At 64.8% G+C, this 19,528-nt stretch carries 18 protein-coding genes; 11 read left to right on the plus strand and 7 right to left on the minus strand.

Going from position 1 to position 19,528, the window contains the following annotated elements; all coding sequences use genetic code 11:
* Nucleotides 1-183 precede the first annotated feature (183 nt).
* The 7 genes from DAD99_RS12015 (at nucleotide 184) to DAD99_RS22170 (ending at nucleotide 7,795) form a co-directional block, all read left to right on the plus strand.
* On the plus strand, nucleotides 184-1,620 hold the full coding sequence (locus DAD99_RS12015) for a Gfo/Idh/MocA family protein (protein ID WP_193341718.1): 1,437 nt from the start codon (nucleotides 184-186) through the stop codon (nucleotides 1,618-1,620).
* Nucleotides 1,621-1,646: 26 nt separating this feature from the next.
* Nucleotides 1,647-2,615 carry an NAD(P)-dependent oxidoreductase gene (locus DAD99_RS12020; RefSeq protein ID WP_193341719.1) on the plus strand — a complete coding sequence of 323 codons (969 nt, stop codon included), beginning with the start codon at nucleotides 1,647-1,649 and terminating at the stop codon, nucleotides 2,613-2,615.
* Nucleotides 2,612-3,517 carry a 5-dehydro-4-deoxyglucarate dehydratase gene (locus tag DAD99_RS12025; RefSeq protein WP_193341720.1) on the plus strand — a complete coding sequence of 302 codons (906 nt, stop codon included), beginning with the start codon at nucleotides 2,612-2,614 and terminating at the stop codon, nucleotides 3,515-3,517. The genes DAD99_RS12020 and DAD99_RS12025 overlap by 4 nt, the downstream gene beginning before the upstream one ends.
* Entirely contained in the window at nucleotides 3,517-4,641 is a 1,125-nt protein-coding gene (locus tag DAD99_RS12030; RefSeq protein WP_193341721.1) for a mandelate racemase/muconate lactonizing enzyme family protein, read from the plus strand. Before DAD99_RS12025 ends, DAD99_RS12030 begins: the two co-directional genes overlap by 1 nt.
* 61 nt (nucleotides 4,642-4,702) lie before the next feature.
* On the plus strand, nucleotides 4,703-6,154 hold the full coding sequence (locus tag DAD99_RS12035; protein WP_193341722.1) for an aldehyde dehydrogenase (NADP(+)): 1,452 nt from the start codon (nucleotides 4,703-4,705) through the stop codon (nucleotides 6,152-6,154).
* Nucleotides 6,155-6,647: 493 nt separating this feature from the next.
* Nucleotides 6,648-7,175 carry a DUF2199 domain-containing protein gene (locus DAD99_RS12040; RefSeq protein ID WP_193341723.1) on the plus strand — a complete coding sequence of 176 codons (528 nt, stop codon included), beginning with the start codon at nucleotides 6,648-6,650 and terminating at the stop codon, nucleotides 7,173-7,175.
* Complete coding sequence (locus DAD99_RS22170; RefSeq protein WP_193341724.1) at nucleotides 7,172-7,795, plus strand: suppressor of fused domain protein; 624 nt, start codon at nucleotides 7,172-7,174, stop codon at nucleotides 7,793-7,795. Before DAD99_RS12040 ends, DAD99_RS22170 begins: the two co-directional genes overlap by 4 nt.
* Nucleotides 7,796-7,878: 83 nt before the next feature.
* Here DAD99_RS22170 and DAD99_RS12050 read toward each other — a convergent pair whose 3' ends face one another.
* Nucleotides 7,879-8,769: a hypothetical protein gene (locus DAD99_RS12050; protein WP_193341725.1), complete on the minus strand. Its 891-nt coding sequence runs from the start codon at nucleotides 8,767-8,769 to the stop codon at nucleotides 7,879-7,881.
* A 432-nt stretch (nucleotides 8,770-9,201) separates the two neighbouring features.
* Here DAD99_RS12050 and DAD99_RS12055 point away from each other — a divergent pair, with 432 nt between their 5' ends.
* From DAD99_RS12055 to DAD99_RS12065, 3 genes are all read left to right on the plus strand, one after another.
* Nucleotides 9,202-9,558 carry a hypothetical protein gene (locus tag DAD99_RS12055; protein ID WP_227007953.1) on the plus strand — a complete coding sequence of 119 codons (357 nt, stop codon included), beginning with the start codon at nucleotides 9,202-9,204 and terminating at the stop codon, nucleotides 9,556-9,558.
* Between the two features lie 242 nt (nucleotides 9,559-9,800).
* Nucleotides 9,801-10,250, plus strand: coding sequence for a hypothetical protein (locus DAD99_RS12060; protein WP_193341727.1), 450 nt, complete (start codon nucleotides 9,801-9,803; stop codon nucleotides 10,248-10,250).
* A gap of 301 nt (nucleotides 10,251-10,551) precedes the next feature.
* Complete coding sequence (locus DAD99_RS12065) at nucleotides 10,552-11,004, plus strand: GNAT family N-acetyltransferase (protein ID WP_193341728.1); 453 nt, start codon at nucleotides 10,552-10,554, stop codon at nucleotides 11,002-11,004.
* Between the two features lie 239 nt (nucleotides 11,005-11,243).
* On the opposite strand, the gene DAD99_RS12070 is transcribed toward DAD99_RS12065, so the two are convergent.
* Together DAD99_RS12070 and DAD99_RS12075 are read right to left on the minus strand one after the other, a co-directional pair.
* Nucleotides 11,244-12,095, minus strand: a complete 852-nt coding sequence (locus DAD99_RS12070) for a trans-aconitate 2-methyltransferase (RefSeq protein ID WP_193341729.1) — start codon at nucleotides 12,093-12,095, stop codon at nucleotides 11,244-11,246.
* Nucleotides 12,092-13,162, minus strand: coding sequence for an NAD(P)/FAD-dependent oxidoreductase (locus DAD99_RS12075; RefSeq protein WP_193341730.1), 1,071 nt, complete (start codon nucleotides 13,160-13,162; stop codon nucleotides 12,092-12,094). The genes DAD99_RS12070 and DAD99_RS12075 overlap by 4 nt, the downstream gene beginning before the upstream one ends.
* 122 nt (nucleotides 13,163-13,284) lie before the next feature.
* Here DAD99_RS12075 and DAD99_RS12080 point away from each other — a divergent pair, with 122 nt between their 5' ends.
* Complete coding sequence (locus DAD99_RS12080; protein WP_193341731.1) at nucleotides 13,285-13,866, plus strand: helix-turn-helix domain-containing protein; 582 nt, start codon at nucleotides 13,285-13,287, stop codon at nucleotides 13,864-13,866.
* A gap of 307 nt (nucleotides 13,867-14,173) precedes the next feature.
* On the opposite strand, the gene DAD99_RS12085 is transcribed toward DAD99_RS12080, so the two are convergent.
* The 4 genes from DAD99_RS12085 to DAD99_RS12100 form a co-directional block, all read right to left on the minus strand.
* Nucleotides 14,174-14,491 carry a DUF1508 domain-containing protein gene (locus tag DAD99_RS12085; protein ID WP_309233257.1) on the minus strand — a complete coding sequence of 106 codons (318 nt, stop codon included), beginning with the start codon at nucleotides 14,489-14,491 and terminating at the stop codon, nucleotides 14,174-14,176.
* Nucleotides 14,492-14,745: 254 nt separating this feature from the next.
* Nucleotides 14,746-15,906 carry a Xaa-Pro peptidase family protein gene (locus tag DAD99_RS12090; protein ID WP_227007954.1) on the minus strand — a complete coding sequence of 387 codons (1,161 nt, stop codon included), beginning with the start codon at nucleotides 15,904-15,906 and terminating at the stop codon, nucleotides 14,746-14,748.
* Nucleotides 15,903-17,975: a DUF6807 family protein gene (locus tag DAD99_RS12095; protein WP_193341732.1), complete on the minus strand. Its 2,073-nt coding sequence runs from the start codon at nucleotides 17,973-17,975 to the stop codon at nucleotides 15,903-15,905. The genes DAD99_RS12090 and DAD99_RS12095 overlap by 4 nt, the downstream gene beginning before the upstream one ends.
* The gene (locus DAD99_RS12100; RefSeq protein WP_193341733.1) at nucleotides 17,975-19,162 is read right to left on the minus strand and encodes an acetylxylan esterase; all 1,188 of its coding nucleotides are present in this window, start codon (nucleotides 19,160-19,162) and stop codon (nucleotides 17,975-17,977) included. The genes DAD99_RS12095 and DAD99_RS12100 overlap by 1 nt, the downstream gene beginning before the upstream one ends.
* Nucleotides 19,163-19,528: the final 366 nt, after the last annotated feature.

A 19,528-nucleotide genomic window follows, 5' to 3' on the forward strand; every position in this document is an offset into this window, starting at 1 on the left:
GGTTGACGGGACCGCGCGTCTCTTGATAGAAATCATGTAGCGGCGCCGAGAAAACGCTTTCTCGCTTGCCGCAGAGACTTCCGGACCACGGTCCATAGCAGCACAGGTTCCAAGCACTACAGCCCAGCGCACCACCAGCGGCCGCAGCACGGCCGAGTATTAAAGCCTTCGAAAGGGACCCTCATGGTCAACACAGCCGAATTGAGTTCTGCTACCGCTGCCTCCACCTCCGCTCCGGAGCCAGGGGCGGGCAGCAAGGCCCGCATCGCCCTCATCGGCACCGGTGGGCGCTCCGAGATGTATATCCGTGCCATTTTCGGCAAGCACGGGGACACCGCCGAGCTTGTGGCGTTCTCCGACGTCAACCCCGGCCGCGTCGAGTTCTACCAGAAGCTCATCCAGGAGCTCGGTGCTCCGGGTCCCGTGGCCTCGTTTGCCCCCGCTGAACTCACCGCCTTCATCCAGGCCAACAACATCGACCGCGTTGTTGTGACCACGCCGGACTACACCCACGCGGACTACATCGTGGAGGCACTCGAGGCGGGCGCCGACGTCGTCGTCGAAAAACCTCTCACCATCGACGCCGAAGGCTGCCGCCGCATCACCAAGGCCGTGGCGGAAACCGGCCGCAACGTGGTGGTCACCTTCAACTACCGCTACTCACCGCGCAACAGTGCGCTGAAGGAAATCATCCAGAGCGGCGTGATTGGCAAGGTCACCTCCATCGACTTCAGCTGGGTTTTGGACACCGTGCACGGAGCTGACTACTTCCGTCGCTGGCACCGCGAGAAGAAGAACTCCGGCGGCCTGCTGATCCACAAGGCATCCCACCACTTTGATCTCGTCAACTGGTGGATCAACGACGTTCCGGACCGCGTCTTCGCCTCCGGTGGCCTCAAGTTCTATGGCGACAGGAATGCCGCCGAGCGCGGCCTGGGTCCCCGTCCGGAGCGTGGAACGCCCGACGCCGGAAGCCCCGGCCCCGGGGACAAAACAGCCGAAAAGGATCCGTTCGCGCTGGACTTGCGTGAGGATGAGCGCCTGAAGGCCCTGTTCCTGGACAACGAGCACTACGACGGGTACCGCCGCGACCAGGACGTCTTCACCGACGGCATCACCATCGAGGACAACCTGGCACTCGTGGTGGAGTACCAGGGTGGCCCGCGCCTGAGCTACTCCCTGAACGCCCACAGCCCGTGGGAAGGCTACCGTGTGGCCGTCAACGGTACCGAAGGCCGGGCCGAACTCGAAGTCGTGGAACGCGCCGCCGTCCTCAACAGCACGGACAAAAAGACCGTGGTTGACCCGAGCGCCACTCCCGTCGAGGAGGAAGACGCCGTCCGCCGCAACGGCGAACGCCTGGTGGTCCAACGCCACTGGGAAGCTGCCTACGAAGTGCCCATCGTCAACGGCGAGGGAGGCCACGGCGGCGGCGACGACCTGCTCCTCTCCGATCTCTTCAACGGCCCCGGCGAGGACCCGCTGGGCCGTCCGTCCGGTTACCTCGACGGCCTCCGCTCCGTGTCCGTGGGCATTGCCGGCAATCTTTCGCTGGAGTCTTCCCTTCCCGTCCGCATCGAGGATCTCCACCTCGGCGCAGACCTTCGCCGCGACGCCTAGTCCGCCCTAATCCAAAAGGAACCAACATGAGCAGGATCTTTGTCACCGGCGGCTCCGGCCGGCTGGGGCGCAGCGTTGTGGCGGGGCTGGCCGAAGCGGGCCACGAGGTCACCTCGGTGGACCGCGACGCCATCCCGGCGCAGCAGCTGCCGGCCGGCGTTGTGCAGGAAACCGGCGATCTGCTGGCCCCGGGCGAGGCCCTGCGCCTCCTCCGGAAGGCCACGCCCGACGCCGTCATCCACCTCGCGGCGATCGCTGTTCCGTTCAGCGCGCCGGAGGATGTCATCTTCGCCACCAATACCCGCATGGCCTTTGCCGTCATCAGCGCGGCCACGGAATTGGGGATCGGCAAGATCGTCACGGCGAGCAGCCCCACGGTGCTGGGCTACGGATCGCCGGCAGGCTGGCTGCCGGACAGCTTCCCCCTGGATGAGCGCAGCACGCCGAAGCCCTGGAACGCCTATGCGCTGTCCAAGCTGATCGCTGAGCAGACGGTGGCGATGTTTGCCGCGGCGCAGGGTGCGGGGATCCGGTACGCCGCCTTCCGCCCGTGCTACGTCATCTCGCCGGAGGAGTGGGAAGGCGCGCCCACACAACAGGGCCACACCCTGGCCGAACGCCTGGCCGATCCTGCCCTGTCCGCGCCGGCGCTGTTCAACTACGTGGACGCCCGCGATGTGGCCGACTTCCTTGACGTGCTCCTGCAGAAGATGGACTGCATTCCCAACGGGGAAACCTTCTTTGTGGGGGCGGCTGACGCCCTGGCCACGGCACCGCTGGCCGAGCTGATGCCCCGGTTCCTGCCCGGAAGCGAGGCCCTGGCCGCCGGCCTGACCGGCACCAGCCCCGCTTTCTCCATCACCAAGGCCCGTGAACTGCTGGGCTGGGAACCCAAGCGCAGCTGGCGGACCGAACTGAAGACAGAATCCACCCTCAACGACGAGACATCCGCCCGGCTGGTAAGCGCCGGCAGCGGATCCAAGGAGACACCATGAAATTCGACGGCGTACTGTTTTTCCCCGTCACCCCGTTCACGCCGGAAGGCGCCGTTGATGTGGAGCTCCTCAAGGAGCACATCGGCTCGCGGCTTCCGTTCGGGCCCGGCGGCGTGTTTCCGGCCTGCGGCACCGGCGAGTTCCATGCGCTGAGCATCGAGGAGGTCCGCACCGTGGTGACCGCCGCCGTCGAGGTTGTGGCAGGCAAGATCCCGGTGGTGGCCGGAGCAGGCGGTCCGCTGGGGCATGCGCTTGCTGCCGCCCGTGCTGCCGAGGAGGCTGGTGCCGACGCACTCCTGGTTCTCCCGCCGTACCTGGTGACCGGACCCACCGAGGGCCTGGTGGCGTACATCGAAGCCGTGGCGGACGCCAGCAGCCTACCGGTGATCGTGTACCACCGCGGCAATGCCAAGTTCACTGCCGCGTCCATGGTCCGCCTCGCGGCCAACCCGAAGGTGATCGGCTTCAAGGACGGACTGGGCGATGTGGGCCTGGCCCAGGAGATTGTGTCCGCGGTCCGGGCCACGGGACGGGAGGACTTCGCCTTCTTCAACGGCCTCCTGACCGCCGAACTGACCCAGGGCGCCTACCGGGGCCTGGGCATTCCGCTCTACTCCTCGGCCGCGTTCGCCATGGCACCGGAGATCGCCAAGGCGTACTACGACGCCTATGTCTCCGGCGACGAGGACCGCCGCAACGCCCTGCTGGAGGGTTTCTACGCCCCGCTGGTGCGGCTCCGGGACCAGACCCCCGGCTTCGGCGTCTCGCTGGTCAAGGCCGGTCTGCGGCTGGGCGGACTTCCCGTTGGCCCGGTCCGGCCGCCGCTGGTGGACCCCACCGAGGACCAGCTGCTCCAGCTGAAATCCATCCTGGCCAAGGGCTACGAGCTGGCCGGCCGCTGATGACTGCGCCCGCCGTCGAAACCGTCCGGACCGTGCCGCTGATTACCGGTCTGACCGCCCGGCTCCTGACCGTCCCGCTGCGCCGCAGCTGGGGCGCGGAGGCACCGGAAAACCACGTGATCGTCACGGAAATTCAGACGGACGACGGCGGCGCGGGGCACGGTTTTTCCTGGACCCCTACCATCGGTCCGCAGGCCGTCAAGGCCCTCCTCGAGTACGACATCGCGCCTTTCATCGCGGGGCTGCCTGCCAACCCCGAGACGGTATGGGACGCGTTGTGGAAGCGGCTGCACGAGGCCGGCGGCGGGGGACTGACCACCATCGCCATGGCCGGCGTCGACCTTGCCCTCTGGGACCTGCAGGCCCGGCGCACCGGTACGTCAGTCACGGCCCTGCTGGGCCAGCGGCAGGAGTCCGCGGAGGTGTACGGGTCCGGCGTGAACCTGCACTACACGCTGGAGGAGCTGGTGGCCCAGACCGAGCGTTGGATGGCAGCAGGGCACCGGGCGGTCAAGATCAAGGTGGGCAAGCCCGATATCCGTGAGGACGCCGAGCGCGTGGCGGCGGTCCGGTCCGTCCTCGGCCCGGACCGCAAGCTGATGATCGACGCCAACCAGCGGTGGGACCTCCCCACCACTTTCAAGGCTTTGGACGTGCTCGCGGAATACGGGCTGGAATGGCTTGAGGAGCCCATCCGGGCGGACGACCTCTGGGCCTACCGCAGGCTGCGAAAGCATTCACCCGTGCCCATTGCCCTGGGCGAAAACCTGCATACGATCTACCGCTTCCGCGACTTCATCGAGGCGGGAGCTGTGGACATCATCCAGCCCAACATCATCCGGGTTGGCGGGATCACGCCATTCCGGCGGATCGTCGAGCTGGCACGGACCAACAGCATCCGCGTGATGCCGCACCTGCTGCCGGAGCTGTCCGGGCAGCTGGCCCTCACGCTGGCGGAACCCACCCTGGTAGAGGACGTGGAGGACGCTTCCTTCGAACAGCTGGGCATCCTGGCCGGGCCGTCACCGGTCCGCTTCAGCAACAGCCGCCTGACCCTCACGGACCAGCCCGGACTGGGCTTCCGGTTCACGGACGCTCCTCCAGGGGGACCTACACAAGCCTGACTGCTTGCAATCACCTCTGACCGCAGACACCACCACTCCCGACGAAAATCAGGTACCTCCAGTGACAACTGCAACCCTTTCCCTCTCCGAGCTCACGGCCGCCGCTACCCGGGCGGCCGCCATCGCGGCTGTCGCGTCGGACGCCCAGCGAGCAGGCTGGCTCCACGCCGTCGCCGACGCCTTGGACGCCAATGTGGCCGAACTGGTGGAGATCGCCGATTCGGAGACCAGCCTCGGCACGGTCCGGCTGACCGGCGAGGTGGCCCGCACGTCCGGGCAGCTGCGGCTCTTCGCCCGTGTGATCACCGAAGGCTCCTACCTTGAAGCCGTGATCGACCACGCCGACCCGTCCGCCACGCCGCCCAAGCCGGACCTGCGCCGCATCCTGCGTCCCATCGGGCCGGTGGCCGTTTTCTCGGCCTCCAATTTCCCGTTCGCCTTTTCGGTGGCCGGCGGGGATACCGCGTCAGCCCTGGCGGTCGGCTCCGCGGTGATCGTCAAGGCCCACTCGGGCCACCTGAAGCTGTCCGGGCGGACGGCCGAACTGGTCACCGAAGCCCTGCGGTCCGCCGGAGCGCCGGACGGGCTGTTCGCGCTTGTGGCAGGCCGTGAGGTAGGCACCGCGCTGGTGCAGGATCCCGCCATCAAAGCCGTGGGCTTCACCGGCTCCATCCCCGGCGGCCGGGCGCTGTTTGACCTCGCGGTCTCCCGTCCCGACCCCATCCCTTTCTACGGCGAGCTGGGCAGCCTGAACCCGGTGGTCATCACCGCGGCCGCGCTGGCCGAGCGTTCCGGCCAGCTCGCGGCGGGACTTGCAGCCTCGTTCACCATGGGTGCCGGCCAGTTCTGCACCAAGCCCGGCTTGGTCTTCATCCCGGAGGGCACTGGCTTCGCCGCGGAACTGGCCGAGGCCAGCAAGAACAAGCCGACGGCGGCCATGCTCACCACCCGGATCTCGGATGCCTACCCGGAGGGCCTGCGAAGCGTGGCGTCGCTGCCCGACGTGACTGTCGTCAGCGGTTCGGCGGACCAGGACGCAACCCTTCATGGTGCCGCGCCCGTGGTGTTCTCCACCTCCGCAGCCAATGCCCTGGAGCGCCCGGACGAGCTTCTGGAGGAGTGCTTCGGTCCCACCACAATGCTGATCGAATATGCTGACCAGGAGGAGCTCTCCGCGGTCCTGGCCAAGGTTCCCGGGAGCCTGACCGCCACAGTCCACGCCCAGCCGGGCGAGCACGTCGCGGAGCTCGTGGAGCAACTGTCCGGCCTTGCCGGCAGGGTCCTGTTTGACGGCTGGCCAACCGGCGTCGCAGTGAACTGGGCGCAGCAGCATGGCGGCCCGTACCCGGCCACCACATCCCTGTTCACGTCGGTAGGCGCGACGGCGGTCCGCCGCTTCCAGCGACCGGTCGCCTACCAGGACGCTCCGGAAACGGTCCTGCACCCTGCACTGCGCGAAAGCAACCCGCTGGGCATCCCGCGCCGCGTGGACGGTGCGCTGGTTCTTCCGTAACTGTTCGAACTTCACCCTTGGGGTGCTGTCACAACGGGCACCGGACACCCAGTGTTCGGGACATGGGTGCAGGGGGAACCGCTGGAGTGCGCAGCAAAGGCGGTTGTCGATGGCGGGACCGGTATTGTCCCGCAGAACCCTGAACGGGGAGCCGCCCTGTTCCGCACTCCATACGACGCCGACGAGGTTAGCTCAGCGAAGCGTGCCGGCTCCGAACCACCGCATGCTCAGGGAGCGATTCAGGGACCGGATATCGTCATCGCCTGAGAACACTTCTCCATGTGTCCCGTATAGGGTTCCTTCACCGGGCATTTTTGCGGGCGGGTCTTACGGGAATCGACAGACCCCGGAAACACGGCGATCGCGACCCGGAAATTTTGGCTGGCGCCTGCGCCGGTGGGGGACCGGCAAACGGGACGATTTGAGAGAGAAGGAACATTGTGAGGCGGTAGGCTCGGCAAGTTGAGCGCCACAAGACATAGAGGGGGAGCTAATGGACGGTCATGCCAAGTGGGAATGCGGAACTTGTGGGCAGCAACATGAGGGGGTCGCCATGGTGTTCGGGCCGCAGGCGCCAGATCCTTGGTTGCAGGCAACCCAGGCGGAACGCGACGCAGGCGAACTGAACTCTGACATGTGCGTCCTCGAAATCAAAGGCGAGTGGCATTACTTTCTCAGGGGACATATCGAAATCCCTATCCTCGATGCACCTGGTGAAGTTTTCAGCTGGTCCGTGTGGGTCTCAGTCAGTGAGGAAAGCATCCAACAGGTGGCAGACCACTGGGAAGACCCGGCACGTGCGTCCCTGCCCCCAGTGTTCGGGTGGTTATGCAACGAATTGCCCTACGAGCACTCAACCATCTCCACTCCAACACTTGTGCATAGTAGGGACCCAGGAGTTGTTCCCTTCATTCAGCTCGACCCGTCGGTGGACCACCCCTTGGTCGGAGAGCAGGGTATGGGCATAACGCTGCATCGGCTAGCGGAGATCAATCGCCTGGTCGAAGTGGAGGCCCCGTGAGACATTTAGAGGATCTGGAAGCGCACTATACGTCCGCTGTCGGCGCCGAACCTGAGTTCGGCACGATGACCTCGTTGGAGGGCAACACTGTTGGCATCTTCTACTGGCCCAAGGCATCATCACGGATGGGGGTCCACTTCTACGCTTCCGCCGGCATCAGCGTCCCCGGTCCCGGCGGCCGCGGCCATTCACACACAGTGGAAGTCTTCACCGGCATCAAGCAGGACTCTCCTCAAGTTCGAGAGGCGTTCGCCAACCTCATCACGAGCATGGTCTGCAGCACCACGCCGCACCCGGCCTGTCACGGCGTCTTTGTCGCGGGGGACTGGAAAGTTATCGAAGGCCGAAAGTTCACCGGCTGGGTCCTGACCGAACGGCCGGATGAACTCATTTCAGACCTGCAGCTGAAGGACGGGCGCCACATCACTTTCCTTGACGCGCTGCCGGTTTTCCCTGAAGAGGCAGAGTTCCGGCACGGCAACCGAGCGGACGATCTGCTCGGGATGTGGGAAGAATGGGAAGTGAAGTCCGCGGATCTTGACCGGGAGTTGCACCCAAGCCTAAAGAGGCCGAAAAAGACCTCGTGGCTGCGGTCCGCCCTGGATATGGGACGGCGATGACACGGACCAGGGAGCCGGAGCACCCTACGGGTTTCCTGACGCAGCCAAGGACGTTTCGGAAGTAGTCGGGCACCGACACGGTTCTATAAATCGGAGCGTCGCGGAATGACTGCGGCCAATTTTTTTTGGGCGGCGTCGATGATCTCGGCCAGCTGCGGCTCGTAGCCTGAGTAGTCAGCAAATCGTAGGACGCCGTAGGTAACCACAGAATTCGCAAGGTTGAGGATTTTGGTGATTGCCACGGGGTCGGGAGCCCTGTCGGTTTCGAATAACCCAGGCGCAATCTCCTTCCCGGGGTTAACGATTTGCAGCTCCAACGATGGCCATCTCTTGCCATGTGCCGATCCCGCTGAGGCGCGCCATAGGCGCTCAACCACTTCTGCATCGACCAGATCAGCATCTCCCGACCCCTTGGCCGCTACTGTGGCAGCTGCTTCTTTGACAATGTTCATATATCCCGGAAATCGGCCGATGTCCTTTTCACCGATGAATGGCTCCAGCCTGTCCAGAACAATCTGGCGGGCCAGTTTAAGACGTTTCTTGCGTTCATCGCCCAGGGCGGCTTTGCGTTGCTCCTCAAGGTCATCAAGGAGTAGGCAAACGTGGCGTCGGGCGCACTCTCGCGCCGATTCGCCGTTCATCATCCATACTGCCTGCGAGGACGATTCGATCGCGGCACGTGACAAGGTTTGAACGGGCCGGAAAGTATGAGTTACATGTGCTTCCTCGTGAAAGCGGAGCGGAGCTACGTGATCCGCCCATAGCGTCATATGTTCGATTCCCGCGGTTAGAAATTCTCGACACCAGTCAGAAGAGCGCTCGGGAGGATAGTGGGCATTCATCTCCTCAAAGTTGGACCCGCTAAGCGGCTCTCCAATCTGCGAGAGGATGTCGGCCAACAACCGCGAGGATTGAGCCACTGCTATCCAAGGTTCAATCGTCGCTCTATCGATCGCAATTTTTGTCATAGCCATGGCCTCACCCTAAGTCCTCGATTCCGCGTGCTGCCGATACTGAGCGTCGCATGGCATTCAGACCATGGCCCTGGGCCTATAACCAGCAGTCTTCTCGCGGAGTCCGCTGAAGGTTCCCTGAGCGGGCACCCGGCCACTTTCGGCTGACAGAACGAAGCCAAAATACCCGCCGCGATTCACAGCGTATGGCGGCCGGCGGAGCTTTTCGTATAGATAGCGCCGGTATCAATTCGGTCGCAGTCGCGTTGAGTAGGGGTCACATTCCTTTGGGCGGCTTTAGGCTGGGGCAACGGACCAGCTATCTGATTGGGGACAGATATGGAGCACCGCCTAGCCTTGGGCGCTGTAGCGGCCATCGCTCTTTCTTTGGCGTCATGTGCGACAACGCCAGGGGACTCACCGACCATTGGATCTCCCTCACAGACCCCTTCAATGCAGCAGGAATTGCCAACCGATTTGCTTCTCAGTGATGGGGGCAAGAAGGCCGTAGTTCAATCCGGCCCGTCTTCGGCTCCGAGAGTGGGAGCGCAGCTCACGGGAAGCTTGGAAAAGGACGAGGCCGGATGCGTCATCGTGCGAGCGGCAGACGGTGATGATTACACGTTGGTTTTCCCCAGAGGAACGCACTTCGATGGCGAGTCATTGGTTCTGCCCGATAGCTCATCTCTATCTGAGGGAAATTCCGTAATCCTGGATGGTGCCCGCGTTCCCGCAAACGAAAGCCTGAGCATGTGTATGAACTACGCCAGGCTCTTGTCCGTGGAAAAAGGCACCGTCATCCCGAAGTAGTCGCGTCGCTGCGCTTTTGACGACACGACTTTCAGCGTTCTGCACCTACTCACCGGGACTTTGTTGCTGACGTTGAATAGTCTGCCCGGTCAGGGTTGCCTCATAGGCATAGACATGGTTTCGCCATTCTTCGTTAGGGTGAGGGTTATGTGGGCGGCAGGGGCCGGTGAATCACCCAGTCCTACCGTTACATCGTGCTGGGGGCGCGCCGCCTTCGCGCGCCTTTGGACATTGGACAACCCTTGAAAAAGACTATTCCTGCCCTCGCTACGGCTATTGCTGCCCTGCTGCTCACTGGATGCTCATCGTCCGTTCCCCAGACAGCACCCACCACCGCTATGCCGGCCCAGACGGCAGCCAGCCAGACGGCTGCCGCTCCTGAGTCCATTCCCAGCGCCACCAATGAGCCGGACAAGACCGCAGACTTCAGGACAGCCAACGCGAACGCGCCCTGGGTGGGCCAGGTCAAGTCTGTGACTGAAACCGAGTCAGGCAGGATTCGCATCGAGACCAGTGTCGTGGACCCGCGCGGCGCCAACGGCAGCGACGCGGCCAAGACCGCGATCGCCATCTGCGAGTCCGCCGTTGCTCTTCTAGAACCGAGCTACGTCTCGGTTCTAGAAGATGATGGCACCAACTTCGTCCTGTTCGGACACCCATCAGTACCCAAGGGTGCCTGCACCGAGGTCTGACCGTTGCGTTGCCACAACCCGCTGCAACTGCCCCCTCCACCAAGGAACTCCGAACCATCTGACGATCATCAGTGACTCATGCCCCGTTAAAGGTTCCCCTGCGGACATTGATTGGCACAGCGCCAATCGACAAGTCGCGCGCCAGTAGACGACCGGCTAGCGGGCACCAAGTACGGTTCTCTCGTCCGAGTTTTGTGACGCGACCCTACATGCCGCACCAACGGGTGTTGTTCTACCGGTATCTTTTGAGGAACCGCACATCTCGCCCGAACCGGGCCGCATGGCGTGGGATGATCTTGCAATGAGCGAACTTGAGGTCAAGCGCTTGTTCCGCGGGGACGCGGCTGCGGCAGGCGTCATGTTTGAGATGATGGCGCGTGTCTTCGGAGAAGACAGCGAGCCGCTCAGCGAGGACTACCTCGAAGATCTTCTTGGTCGAGAGGGTTTCTGGGCCCTGGCGGCTTTCATTGGCCCGGATATTGTTGCCGGCCTAACTGCTCACACGTTGCCGATGACACGTTCACCAACGTCGGAGGTGTTCATCTACGATCTTGCCGTACGGCAGGACCATCGGAGACAGGGCTTCGCAAGCCGACTGGTGCTCGAACTGCGTGCCACTGCCGCGCTGGAGGGCATCCACGAGATATTCGTCCCGGCCGACAACGAGGACGTGCACGCCTTGGATTTCTATCGGGCGCTGGGAGCTACCGCTTCGCCGGTCACGTTCTTCACCTTCAAGTCTGGCAATGTTTAAGGCTTAAGGCGCCCGGTGAGCGATCCGCTACCGGGCACCTCGGCGAACGAAAACGGTTCTCCACCCGGACAGAGAACACGGACCGAAAAACGGAGCTCGAAACTACGTCAGCCCCTAAAGGCGCCGCTTAGCGTTGTTGAGGCTCCTAATTCTCGACGGGCCCCAGCCACACCGGCGGCGGGCCCGTCCCTGAAGGGGATGCGCGGGTGTTGCGCTGATTCCAACTCTGACGGGCTAGCTCAGGGCTGTTTTTGATTCCATTTGGGGATGGCTACCCAGACGGTTCTGGTGGTGCGGGGGTCTAGTTCGATGTCGTCGGAGAACCGCTTCAGCAGGTCTTCCAGGCTGGCGCGGTCGTCGGCGGTCAGGGCCGCCAGACGAGAGAAGCGCGCGAACCACTGCTGGGCGTACTCCCGTGCAGCCGGGGTCACAGGTGCGTTGGTCGTCACGTCGGACTGGGTGACAGCAAACCCGACGGCCTCAAGGACAGGAGCCCAGTTCGGGTGGTGGTTCCAGCCCTCGGCCGCCGCAGCGGCATGGCAACGCTGCTCCAGCCGGGCTCCATTGGGATCGCCGAGGAAGCGAGGTAGAGCGGCAAGCTCGACGACGACTAAAACCCCGCCTGGCGCCAGTGCCCGGTGGACCCCCGACAGGAGCCGGGGTGGGTGGGCGACGTGGTGCAGCGAGGACGATGCCCACACCAGGTCAACGGGCGTCTCGGCCTCTGCATCGGCTGTGAGCAAGGAGCCGGTCAGTGTGGGGAAGCCGTCATCGAGATCGGCCTCGATCACTGCGAAGCCCTGCTCGCGCAGCAGCTTGAGCATTTGCGGGTCGTTATCGATGCACGTCACCGTAGCATCGGGGTAACTCTCGCGCAGCAACCGACTACCTGCGCCGGTGCCAGCGCCAAGGTCAATTACGCTGCGCGCAGCTATCACCCCAGTCATGTCCAGGACCGTTGCAAGATTGTCACCGAACACCTCGGCATCCAAGTCCAGGACGCGGTGCTGCTCATGACTCTCCGAGCGTTGCTGGGACTGGTGGTCCTGGTGGTCGTTGTGTCGAACCTGCTGGTGCAGATGATCCATCATCGTTGCCTTTCTCCTGTGGCCACTGTGGATATATCGCTGTTTTTCTGCCCAACATCAAAGTCACGGAGCCGTTTACCCAGAACGATCCTGGAGACGGCTGATTCTGAGGCGGCGGAGAAGGGGCCGAAGTGGCCCTCCACGGCCCACCGGGTTTCATCCTCGATGAGGTCCGCGTTGATCCTCGCGCCGGCCATGACACCCTCGGCCGCCGCGGTGATCACCTGGGCCATAAGGTTGGAGACGTTGCCCGCCGCATACACGCCGCGAGCCGCGGTCGCACCACCCATAGCGTCGGTCTCGATGAACCGCCCGGCACCCGAGGGATGCACCTGAGAACTTAGCCCGAGGGATTCCAAAAGCGCGGATCTGGCCTCCATCCGTGTTCCGACAGCCAGTGCCTGTACATCGAACGAATGGCCTTCGCGAAGTGTGAGTCCCGCTAGGACGCCATCGACAGCGTCAACAGAAGCCACCGGTCCGTCAACGACTGTGACGGACCTGGCAGCGAGCTTGTCCCACTGCTCGTCGGTGGGTTCCACGGTGTCGTTCAGGAAAAGGGTGATATCCGGGGACCACTGCCTGAACAGGAGTGCCTGCTGGACGGACATCGGGCCTGTGCCCAGCACCCCAATGCGTTGCCCGCGGATTTCCCAGCCATGGCAATAAGGGCAGTGCACAACGCCCTTTCCCCATTGCTCCCGTAATCCATCGATGGAAGGCAGCTCGTCTGTAAGCCCAGTGGTGACAAGGAGGCGCCGCGCGGAGAACCGGCGGGCATCTTCTAAGATCACTTCGAACCCCTCGGGTGTCCGCCGCGCCGAGACGGCTTCGCCGTCAATCACTGTTCCCCCGTACGAGAGCACTTCGCTGCGTCCAATGGAGAGGAGTTCCCCGGGATTCATGCCGTCCCGCGAAAGAAAACCGTGGATGCCCACCGCGGGTGCATTGCGCGGAGTTCCGGAATCGATCACCGACACCGAGCGCAGCGCCCGGCCCAGCGTCGTTGCCGCACTGAGCCCTGCCGCGCCACCGCCAATAATCACAACGTCATACCGTGTGGTTTCCATACTGATGTGCCCTTCGTCGCGTCCTGAAGTTTCGCCGCCACGATCCTTTGGGCGGTAACACCAGCCTGCCTCGCACCAATGAGAACTGACAAATACTTTTGCTGTTATGGCAAAGTAGCGGTATGGCTAATGAACTTGACGATATTCTCGGGGCGGTCGGCCCCCGACTTCGCGCGCTCCGCACGGAACGGAACCTCACGCTCGGAGTTGTCTCCACCGCATCCGGGGTATCGGTCAGCACGCTGTCCCGCCTTGAGTCGGGCCAACGCCGGCCCAACCTCGAAATCCTGCTGCCCCTCGCGACGTTGTACGGTGTTCCCCTCGATGATCTGGTCGGTGCCCCGCCCACTGGGGACCCGAGAATTCACCTGCAGTCCATCACCCACGCCGGCATGACGGCTGTTCCACTCACGCGCCGCCCAGGCGGACTACAGGCCTTCAAGATGGTGCTCACCGGTGAGGACCGCGGGGCAGAACCAGACCCGCGCGTTCATGAAGGCTACGAATGGCTTTACATCCTCAACGGACGGCTGCGACTGGTACTGGGCGACAAGGACTTTGAACTCCGCCCTGGCGAAGCCGCGGAATTCGACACACACACCCCCCACTGGTTCGCCAGCGCTGACGGCAGACCCGTCGAGTTCCTAAGTCTGTTTGGACAGCAGGGAGAGCGGATGCACGTACGCGCGCGACCCAAGCGCTGATAACCAAGAACAACCCCTCGTCACTGTTGCTGAAACCTGCCCGGTAAAGGTTCCTCTATCGGGACACCCAAACCCCTGCGATCCACAGGCCAGGACGGTGCGTGATCAAGTGCACGGAGGCGCCAGCGACTAAAGCGACGTCAACGTTGGTCCTCGCGCAGCGCTCCCCGCGCCCGCAGACCGCTCTCCGGAAAAACCTGTCGAGACGACACTACGAGCCGGGAACGGTAGTTGGGGGAACGAATGGATCGGCTCTTCGCGGAGGCAATGCCCTGGCTATTGGCCCGTGCTGGTCAGATTGCGCCATTCAAACTGCGCCGGCCCATCGACGTTCGCCGGTGGCCCGATGCATTTCTCTGGAACGTGCGTGAAGATCGGCCGTCGGAATGCGCCGGACTTCACGAACCTGAACATTCACATCACGTGCCTCCGGCGGCGTGGCCCGCCTCTCCGTCGGGACAACATCGGCAATCAGTCCCATACCGGCGTATTCACGCACGGCGGCGATACCGGCAACAGCCGCAGTTTTGTTGTCAAAAGCCTTGGACACTGCCATCACGGTGCCATCCGGCGCAGTCAGACGGAACCTGAAATACGACTCCGCGTCAACGAACAGTTCGAACATTCCGGCCATAGCAATCCTCCCGGTCTGCGGGATCCGCCCCTGCGGCGTCGTTGCCACGGAGCAGACGCGGACGCGCCATTGCGTCCACTTCCCGCTGGTTTTGTACTGCAATCCAAATGATCGGTTCATCGTGTGCTCAATGAGTCTCGCTCACGACAGCCAGTATCCACAAGACCCCCAGCCCGATCACCTGGCATGGAGAAACCCGGATCGTCCCTCCCGGGTTTCTCCGTGCGGTCTAAAGGCTGTGGGCCCTACAGCTGCAGCGTCACCGGCCGCTGGAGGCCATTGACGGTGGCAGCGGGCCAGCGGTCATCCACCGTCAGGACCTTTATTCCGGACTCGGTGAGCTGGACCGTGTCCTCGATCTTCACGCCGGGTCCCGACGGGTTCCAGGTGAACGGCTGGTTGAGCACCACGGCGTCGGTGGCTGCCGCGGTGACGCGCGGATCCCGTCCGGCATAGCCCGCCGGTCCGCCTTGATGGTGCTGCTCCCACTGCCCCGCGCCGAATCCGTGGCGGACGTAGGCCGCTTTGATCTCGCCGAAGATGCGGTCCAGCCGGGCGCCGGGGACCGTTGCGTCGAAGATGTCCGCCTCTACGGCCGCGATCCGGGCCTCGGCGTCGAGCTCCTCGGTAGTCCCGTCGTCGAACCTTATCCAGCGGGTGATGTTTGCTACCAGGCCTTCCCGGCGGGCGCACACCACGGCCATCGCGCGGCGGCCGAGAGGTGCATGCGTGGCCAGCGGGTGGCGGAAGTCGCTCCGGGTGCTGCCGTTGCACAGGAGTACCAGCGGCTCCGCGCCCGCTCCAACCACGCGGCCGGCCAGGGCGGATACCAATTCGAATTCCGTGGTATCCGGGCGCGCGGTGGACAGCACATCGGTCATGATGCCGGCCAGTTCAGCGCCGAGGCGGGCGTAGCGGGTGCTTTCGACGGGCAGCAGTTGCTGCCGGGCAGCCCTCAATTCAGTCGCCACAGAGGCCTCGGCGAGCGGGGATCCGGCGCCGTCTGCAGCGGAATGTCCGACGGCGGCGGCAGCCTCATGCAGGTTCCCGTACCAGGGCACGGTGTGGAGGGAGACCCCGGCGGGGAGCTCCTCGGCCGCAATCCGGCCGGCCTCGTTGTTGAACGCCACCAGGTGGTCGCCGTCCCTATCCACGAGCAGCGCGGCGATGGGGTCGCCGGCCAGGCTGATGTGGACGCGGCTGCCGTCCAGGTACCAGGCCAGCGCCGTGTGGCTGGTCAGCAGGAGGGAGGCCTGCCCCTTGGCATCCAGGATCTCCAGGACACGGCGCCGCTTGATGGCCCGGTCCGCGGTAGAGGCGGGCGGCGTGCGGCGGCCCCTGTCTGCAAGGGTGGCGGCTGCGGTCAGCTGCGACGGCGGCGTAGCGGCGGTTGTTGTTTGGCTCATGAGTTGTCCCCTTGTGTCTTGATCAATGTCTCGATGTCTTCGGTACCCAAAATCCCGTCGGCGATGAATACGGTCACGCTGCGGCGAACCGGGACGCCGGGTTCGGCAATGACAGGCGCATCCCAGGCAAGCGACTGGCCAACACCGGAGTATCCGTCCACGCGGACGAACCATGGGTCCGTTGAATCCGCCGCAGCCACGAACACGAGCGTGGAAGCGCCGCTCGGGCGAGTCCCGCCGTCGAACGTTCCCGCCGTGAACCCGCCAGACCACGCGAGCCACGGTGCGATGCTCCCGTGCACGGCGGACTCACCCGCCGCCGAAGGCGTCCACACGCTCGCCCCGGAGCATTCGGGGAGGCGCCAGAAAAACCCGCCATAGCCGCCGCCAACGCGGCCGTTAGAACCCGGGCTGCCCAGGCTCACGGACCGGTTGCCGGCGGGGGAGAGCGCAAAGTCGAGCGTGAGGCGCCAGACGGAAGGCCCGACGGCGGCCCACGTCCAGGTACGCTGCTCGGTCAGGATGGGAGCGCCGTCGGGTCCGTTCCAGGTGAGTTTCTCGGTCAGCCCGCCGTCGGTGGCGGACGGTTCTCCGGTCCGGACGATGCTGCCGTGGTCCGGCCGCCAGACGTACTCGCCGGCCGCCCGGGTGTAGGTGCGGCCACCCCAGAAATTGGTGCCGTCCACATCCTGGAGGGCCACACCGACGCCCAGATGCCACACGTGGTCCAGCGGCTGGTGGTCCGTCACAACGGTCCCGGCCAGGGTACGGACGGGGTGCAGGTACGGGCGGGGAGAGGACACGGCGCGGATGCGGCTGCCGTCCTGGTAGTCCGCCGCGGGATGCCCGGCAAGGTCGAAGGTCCGGACCGGCGGCAGGCTGCGGGCCCACGGGACGCCCAACTCGGCAAAGGTGGCATGTGCCTTGGTGGCGCGTTCGATCAGCGCGGCAATGCCGTGGACCACCGGGTGCGCATCATCGCCGGCGCCCTCCCAGCTGAGATGGCCGGCGTCGATTTCGCGGGGCGCGGGGGCGGTGCGGACGGCTTCCAGCACACACATAAAAGCGCCGGTATCCGGCAGTGCACTGAGCAGGGGAGTGCCGGCCGCCCGGGCCGCGAGCAGGTTCTCCAGCAGGTCGGTCCGGCCGAACGTCTTCCGGCGCTCGCCGTCCGCCGTGCTGATGAGCAGTTCGTCTTCAGTGTAGAAGAACGTGATGTCCCCCTTTGTGCCGTGGACTGTGACGGAGGGCCGCTGCTGTTCGGGGGCGCACAGGGTGAGCGCGCACAGCAGGGTGGTTCCGGCGGCGGTGCGCACCCGGATCACCGAGGTATCGTCGCTCTGGGTTTTGTGGGCGCGGTAAAGATCCGTCTCCACGGAGGCGACGTCGGCCACCGTGTGGGCGCCGGCCATGTTCAGGGCGGTGGCCACGGCGTGCGCCAAAGCGTTGGTGGCCACGCCGTCCACCACGTCGATACCGTCCAGGCTGCGCTTGCCGGCCCATCGGGAGCGCTTGAAGTAGCCCCTGGTCCGGAGCCACATGCCGGTGGCGCTGAGTCCGAGCACGTCCCCGATGCCGCCGGCTGCGATGGTGTTCCGGATTTCCGGCAGGGCCAGCGAGCCCAGGCTCTGGAATCCCACCTGGACGAGCCGGCCGGCGGACTCGGCGGCGGCCAGCACGTCCTGGAACTGGGCCATGGATGCCACCGGCGGCTTCTCCGTGTAGACGTCGGCACCGGCGGCCAATGCCGCCAGGGCCAGGGGCGCGTGCGTCTGGATGGGAGTGGCCAGGATGACAACGTCCGGCACCGGCCCGGCTGCCAGCAGCTGGTCAAGGGTGTTGAAGACGGCCACGGACTCGCCGAGCGCGCCCGTTTCCGGTGGGTTGGGGTCGGCTACCGCCACGAGCTGCAGGGCCCCGGCCTCCTGGAGCCTGGCGAGGTTGGCCAGGTGCGAGTCGCCAAAACCGTGCACGCCCACGAGGGCTACGCGCGGGAGCGCTGCCGGAGCAGGAACTTCACCCGCCGTTGCAGAGATAGCGGGTGCCGCGGGGGCGGAGTGCTCAATCATCAAGGATCCTCGGTGGCTAAGGGGTTGGTAGGGGAAGAAAGACTGTGGGCGGTGGTTCCTTCTGCACTCAGCGTCCTGAGCAGGTAGCTAATTGCTTCATTCTGCATCTCCGCCGTGAAGACGTGCCCGCCCGGCCAGAAACTCCCTGTGTATCTTTCCGGCCCGTGCAGGGACTTCAGGATCCGGTGGGCGCCGCGCATCCCTTCTTCCGGGAACAGTTCGTCGGACAGTGCGTACTGCACAAAAAATCCTTTTGCGCCGGATCTGCCGGTCATTTCCGGCCAGTCGCCCAGCTTCCAGAGGCCCGGGGTCTGGAGCAGCCAGGAATGGGCATCCAGGTATGCGGGCAGCAGCGACTGGAACGTGGTCATCATGCACGTCACCACGTAGTTCCGGATCCGCGGGCTGAGGACTGCGAGGGCAAGGGCCCGGCCGCCGCCGCCTGAGAACCCGATGCAGCCCAGCCGCTCCGCGTCCACCCCCGGCAGGCCGGCAAGGACCTCCAGGGCGGCCAGGTCGTCGTGGGCCACCATCCCCGCCAGGCTGGTGCCCAGCAGGCCCGCGGCCTTGGCCACAGTGTCCTCGTGGATTCCCGCGGCGGCGTTGTACAGGCCGGCGTCGGAAGGTACGACGCCGGCCTCCCGCCATTGCGACTTCCTCGCCTCCAGCGCGGATTCCGTCCGCCACGGCGGGGTGGACAGATCGAAGCGCCGGCTGCCCCACGCGAAGGCGTCGTGGGCCAGGACAGCGAAGCCCTGGCGGGCGACGTCCGTGGCCATTGCTCGCCCGCCGTAGTGCACGGCACGGGCTTCGACTGCGGACGGGTGGGGCTCAGGAAGTGTGACCAGCCGGTCCGCTCCGCCGAACTTGTTTCCGCCGTGGCAGTGCAGGGCGAGCACGCCGGGCAGCGGCCCGGAACTCCCCGCCGGCCGCAGCAGCCAGCCCGTGGTGCGGGGACCAAAGCCCAACTGCCAGCTGAGCTGGGAGGTGGTGACGCCGTCGGACGTTTCCTCCCAGTGGACGGTGACGTCCGCCGGGGGAACAACTGCCGGAACGCCCAGGGCGTCCGAGAATTCCTGCACCTCCGGGGTGGCTGCCTGGTACCGCGGCCGGTCACGGACATAGGCAGGCCAGTTCTCGTAGCCTGCAATCGCACTGGGCCGGACCGGCCGGGAATCCTTGCTCACTGACCTGCCTGTTGTTCGGATGGAGAGGGATGGTCGAATGCGCGGCGGATCGGGACGACGTTGAACTGTGGGTGGAATGATCCGGTTGCAGAAAACGCTTTCTCAAAAACTAACAAAGGGCTATACAGGAGTCAAGAAACCGTTTACTTTGGTACGGAGCCGCTTTTCAACGTCCCGCGTGACGGAGGCCGGATCCGGACAGCTGCACCAAGTGGTTCCGCCGCCGGAGACGGTGAAAATATGGATCGCCCAGTGCGATCAACCCAGACGTGGAGGGCCACGATGACCAAAGGAGGCCACATGGCCGCTAGACATATACCCAGGACACCGTGCCCGGCAGGAATGCCGGCTGCAGCGGGTCTGATG

This window comes from Pseudarthrobacter sp. AB1 (assembly GCF_014926485.1).
In the GTDB taxonomy this organism is placed as follows: Bacteria; Actinomycetota; Actinomycetes; order Actinomycetales; family Micrococcaceae; genus Arthrobacter.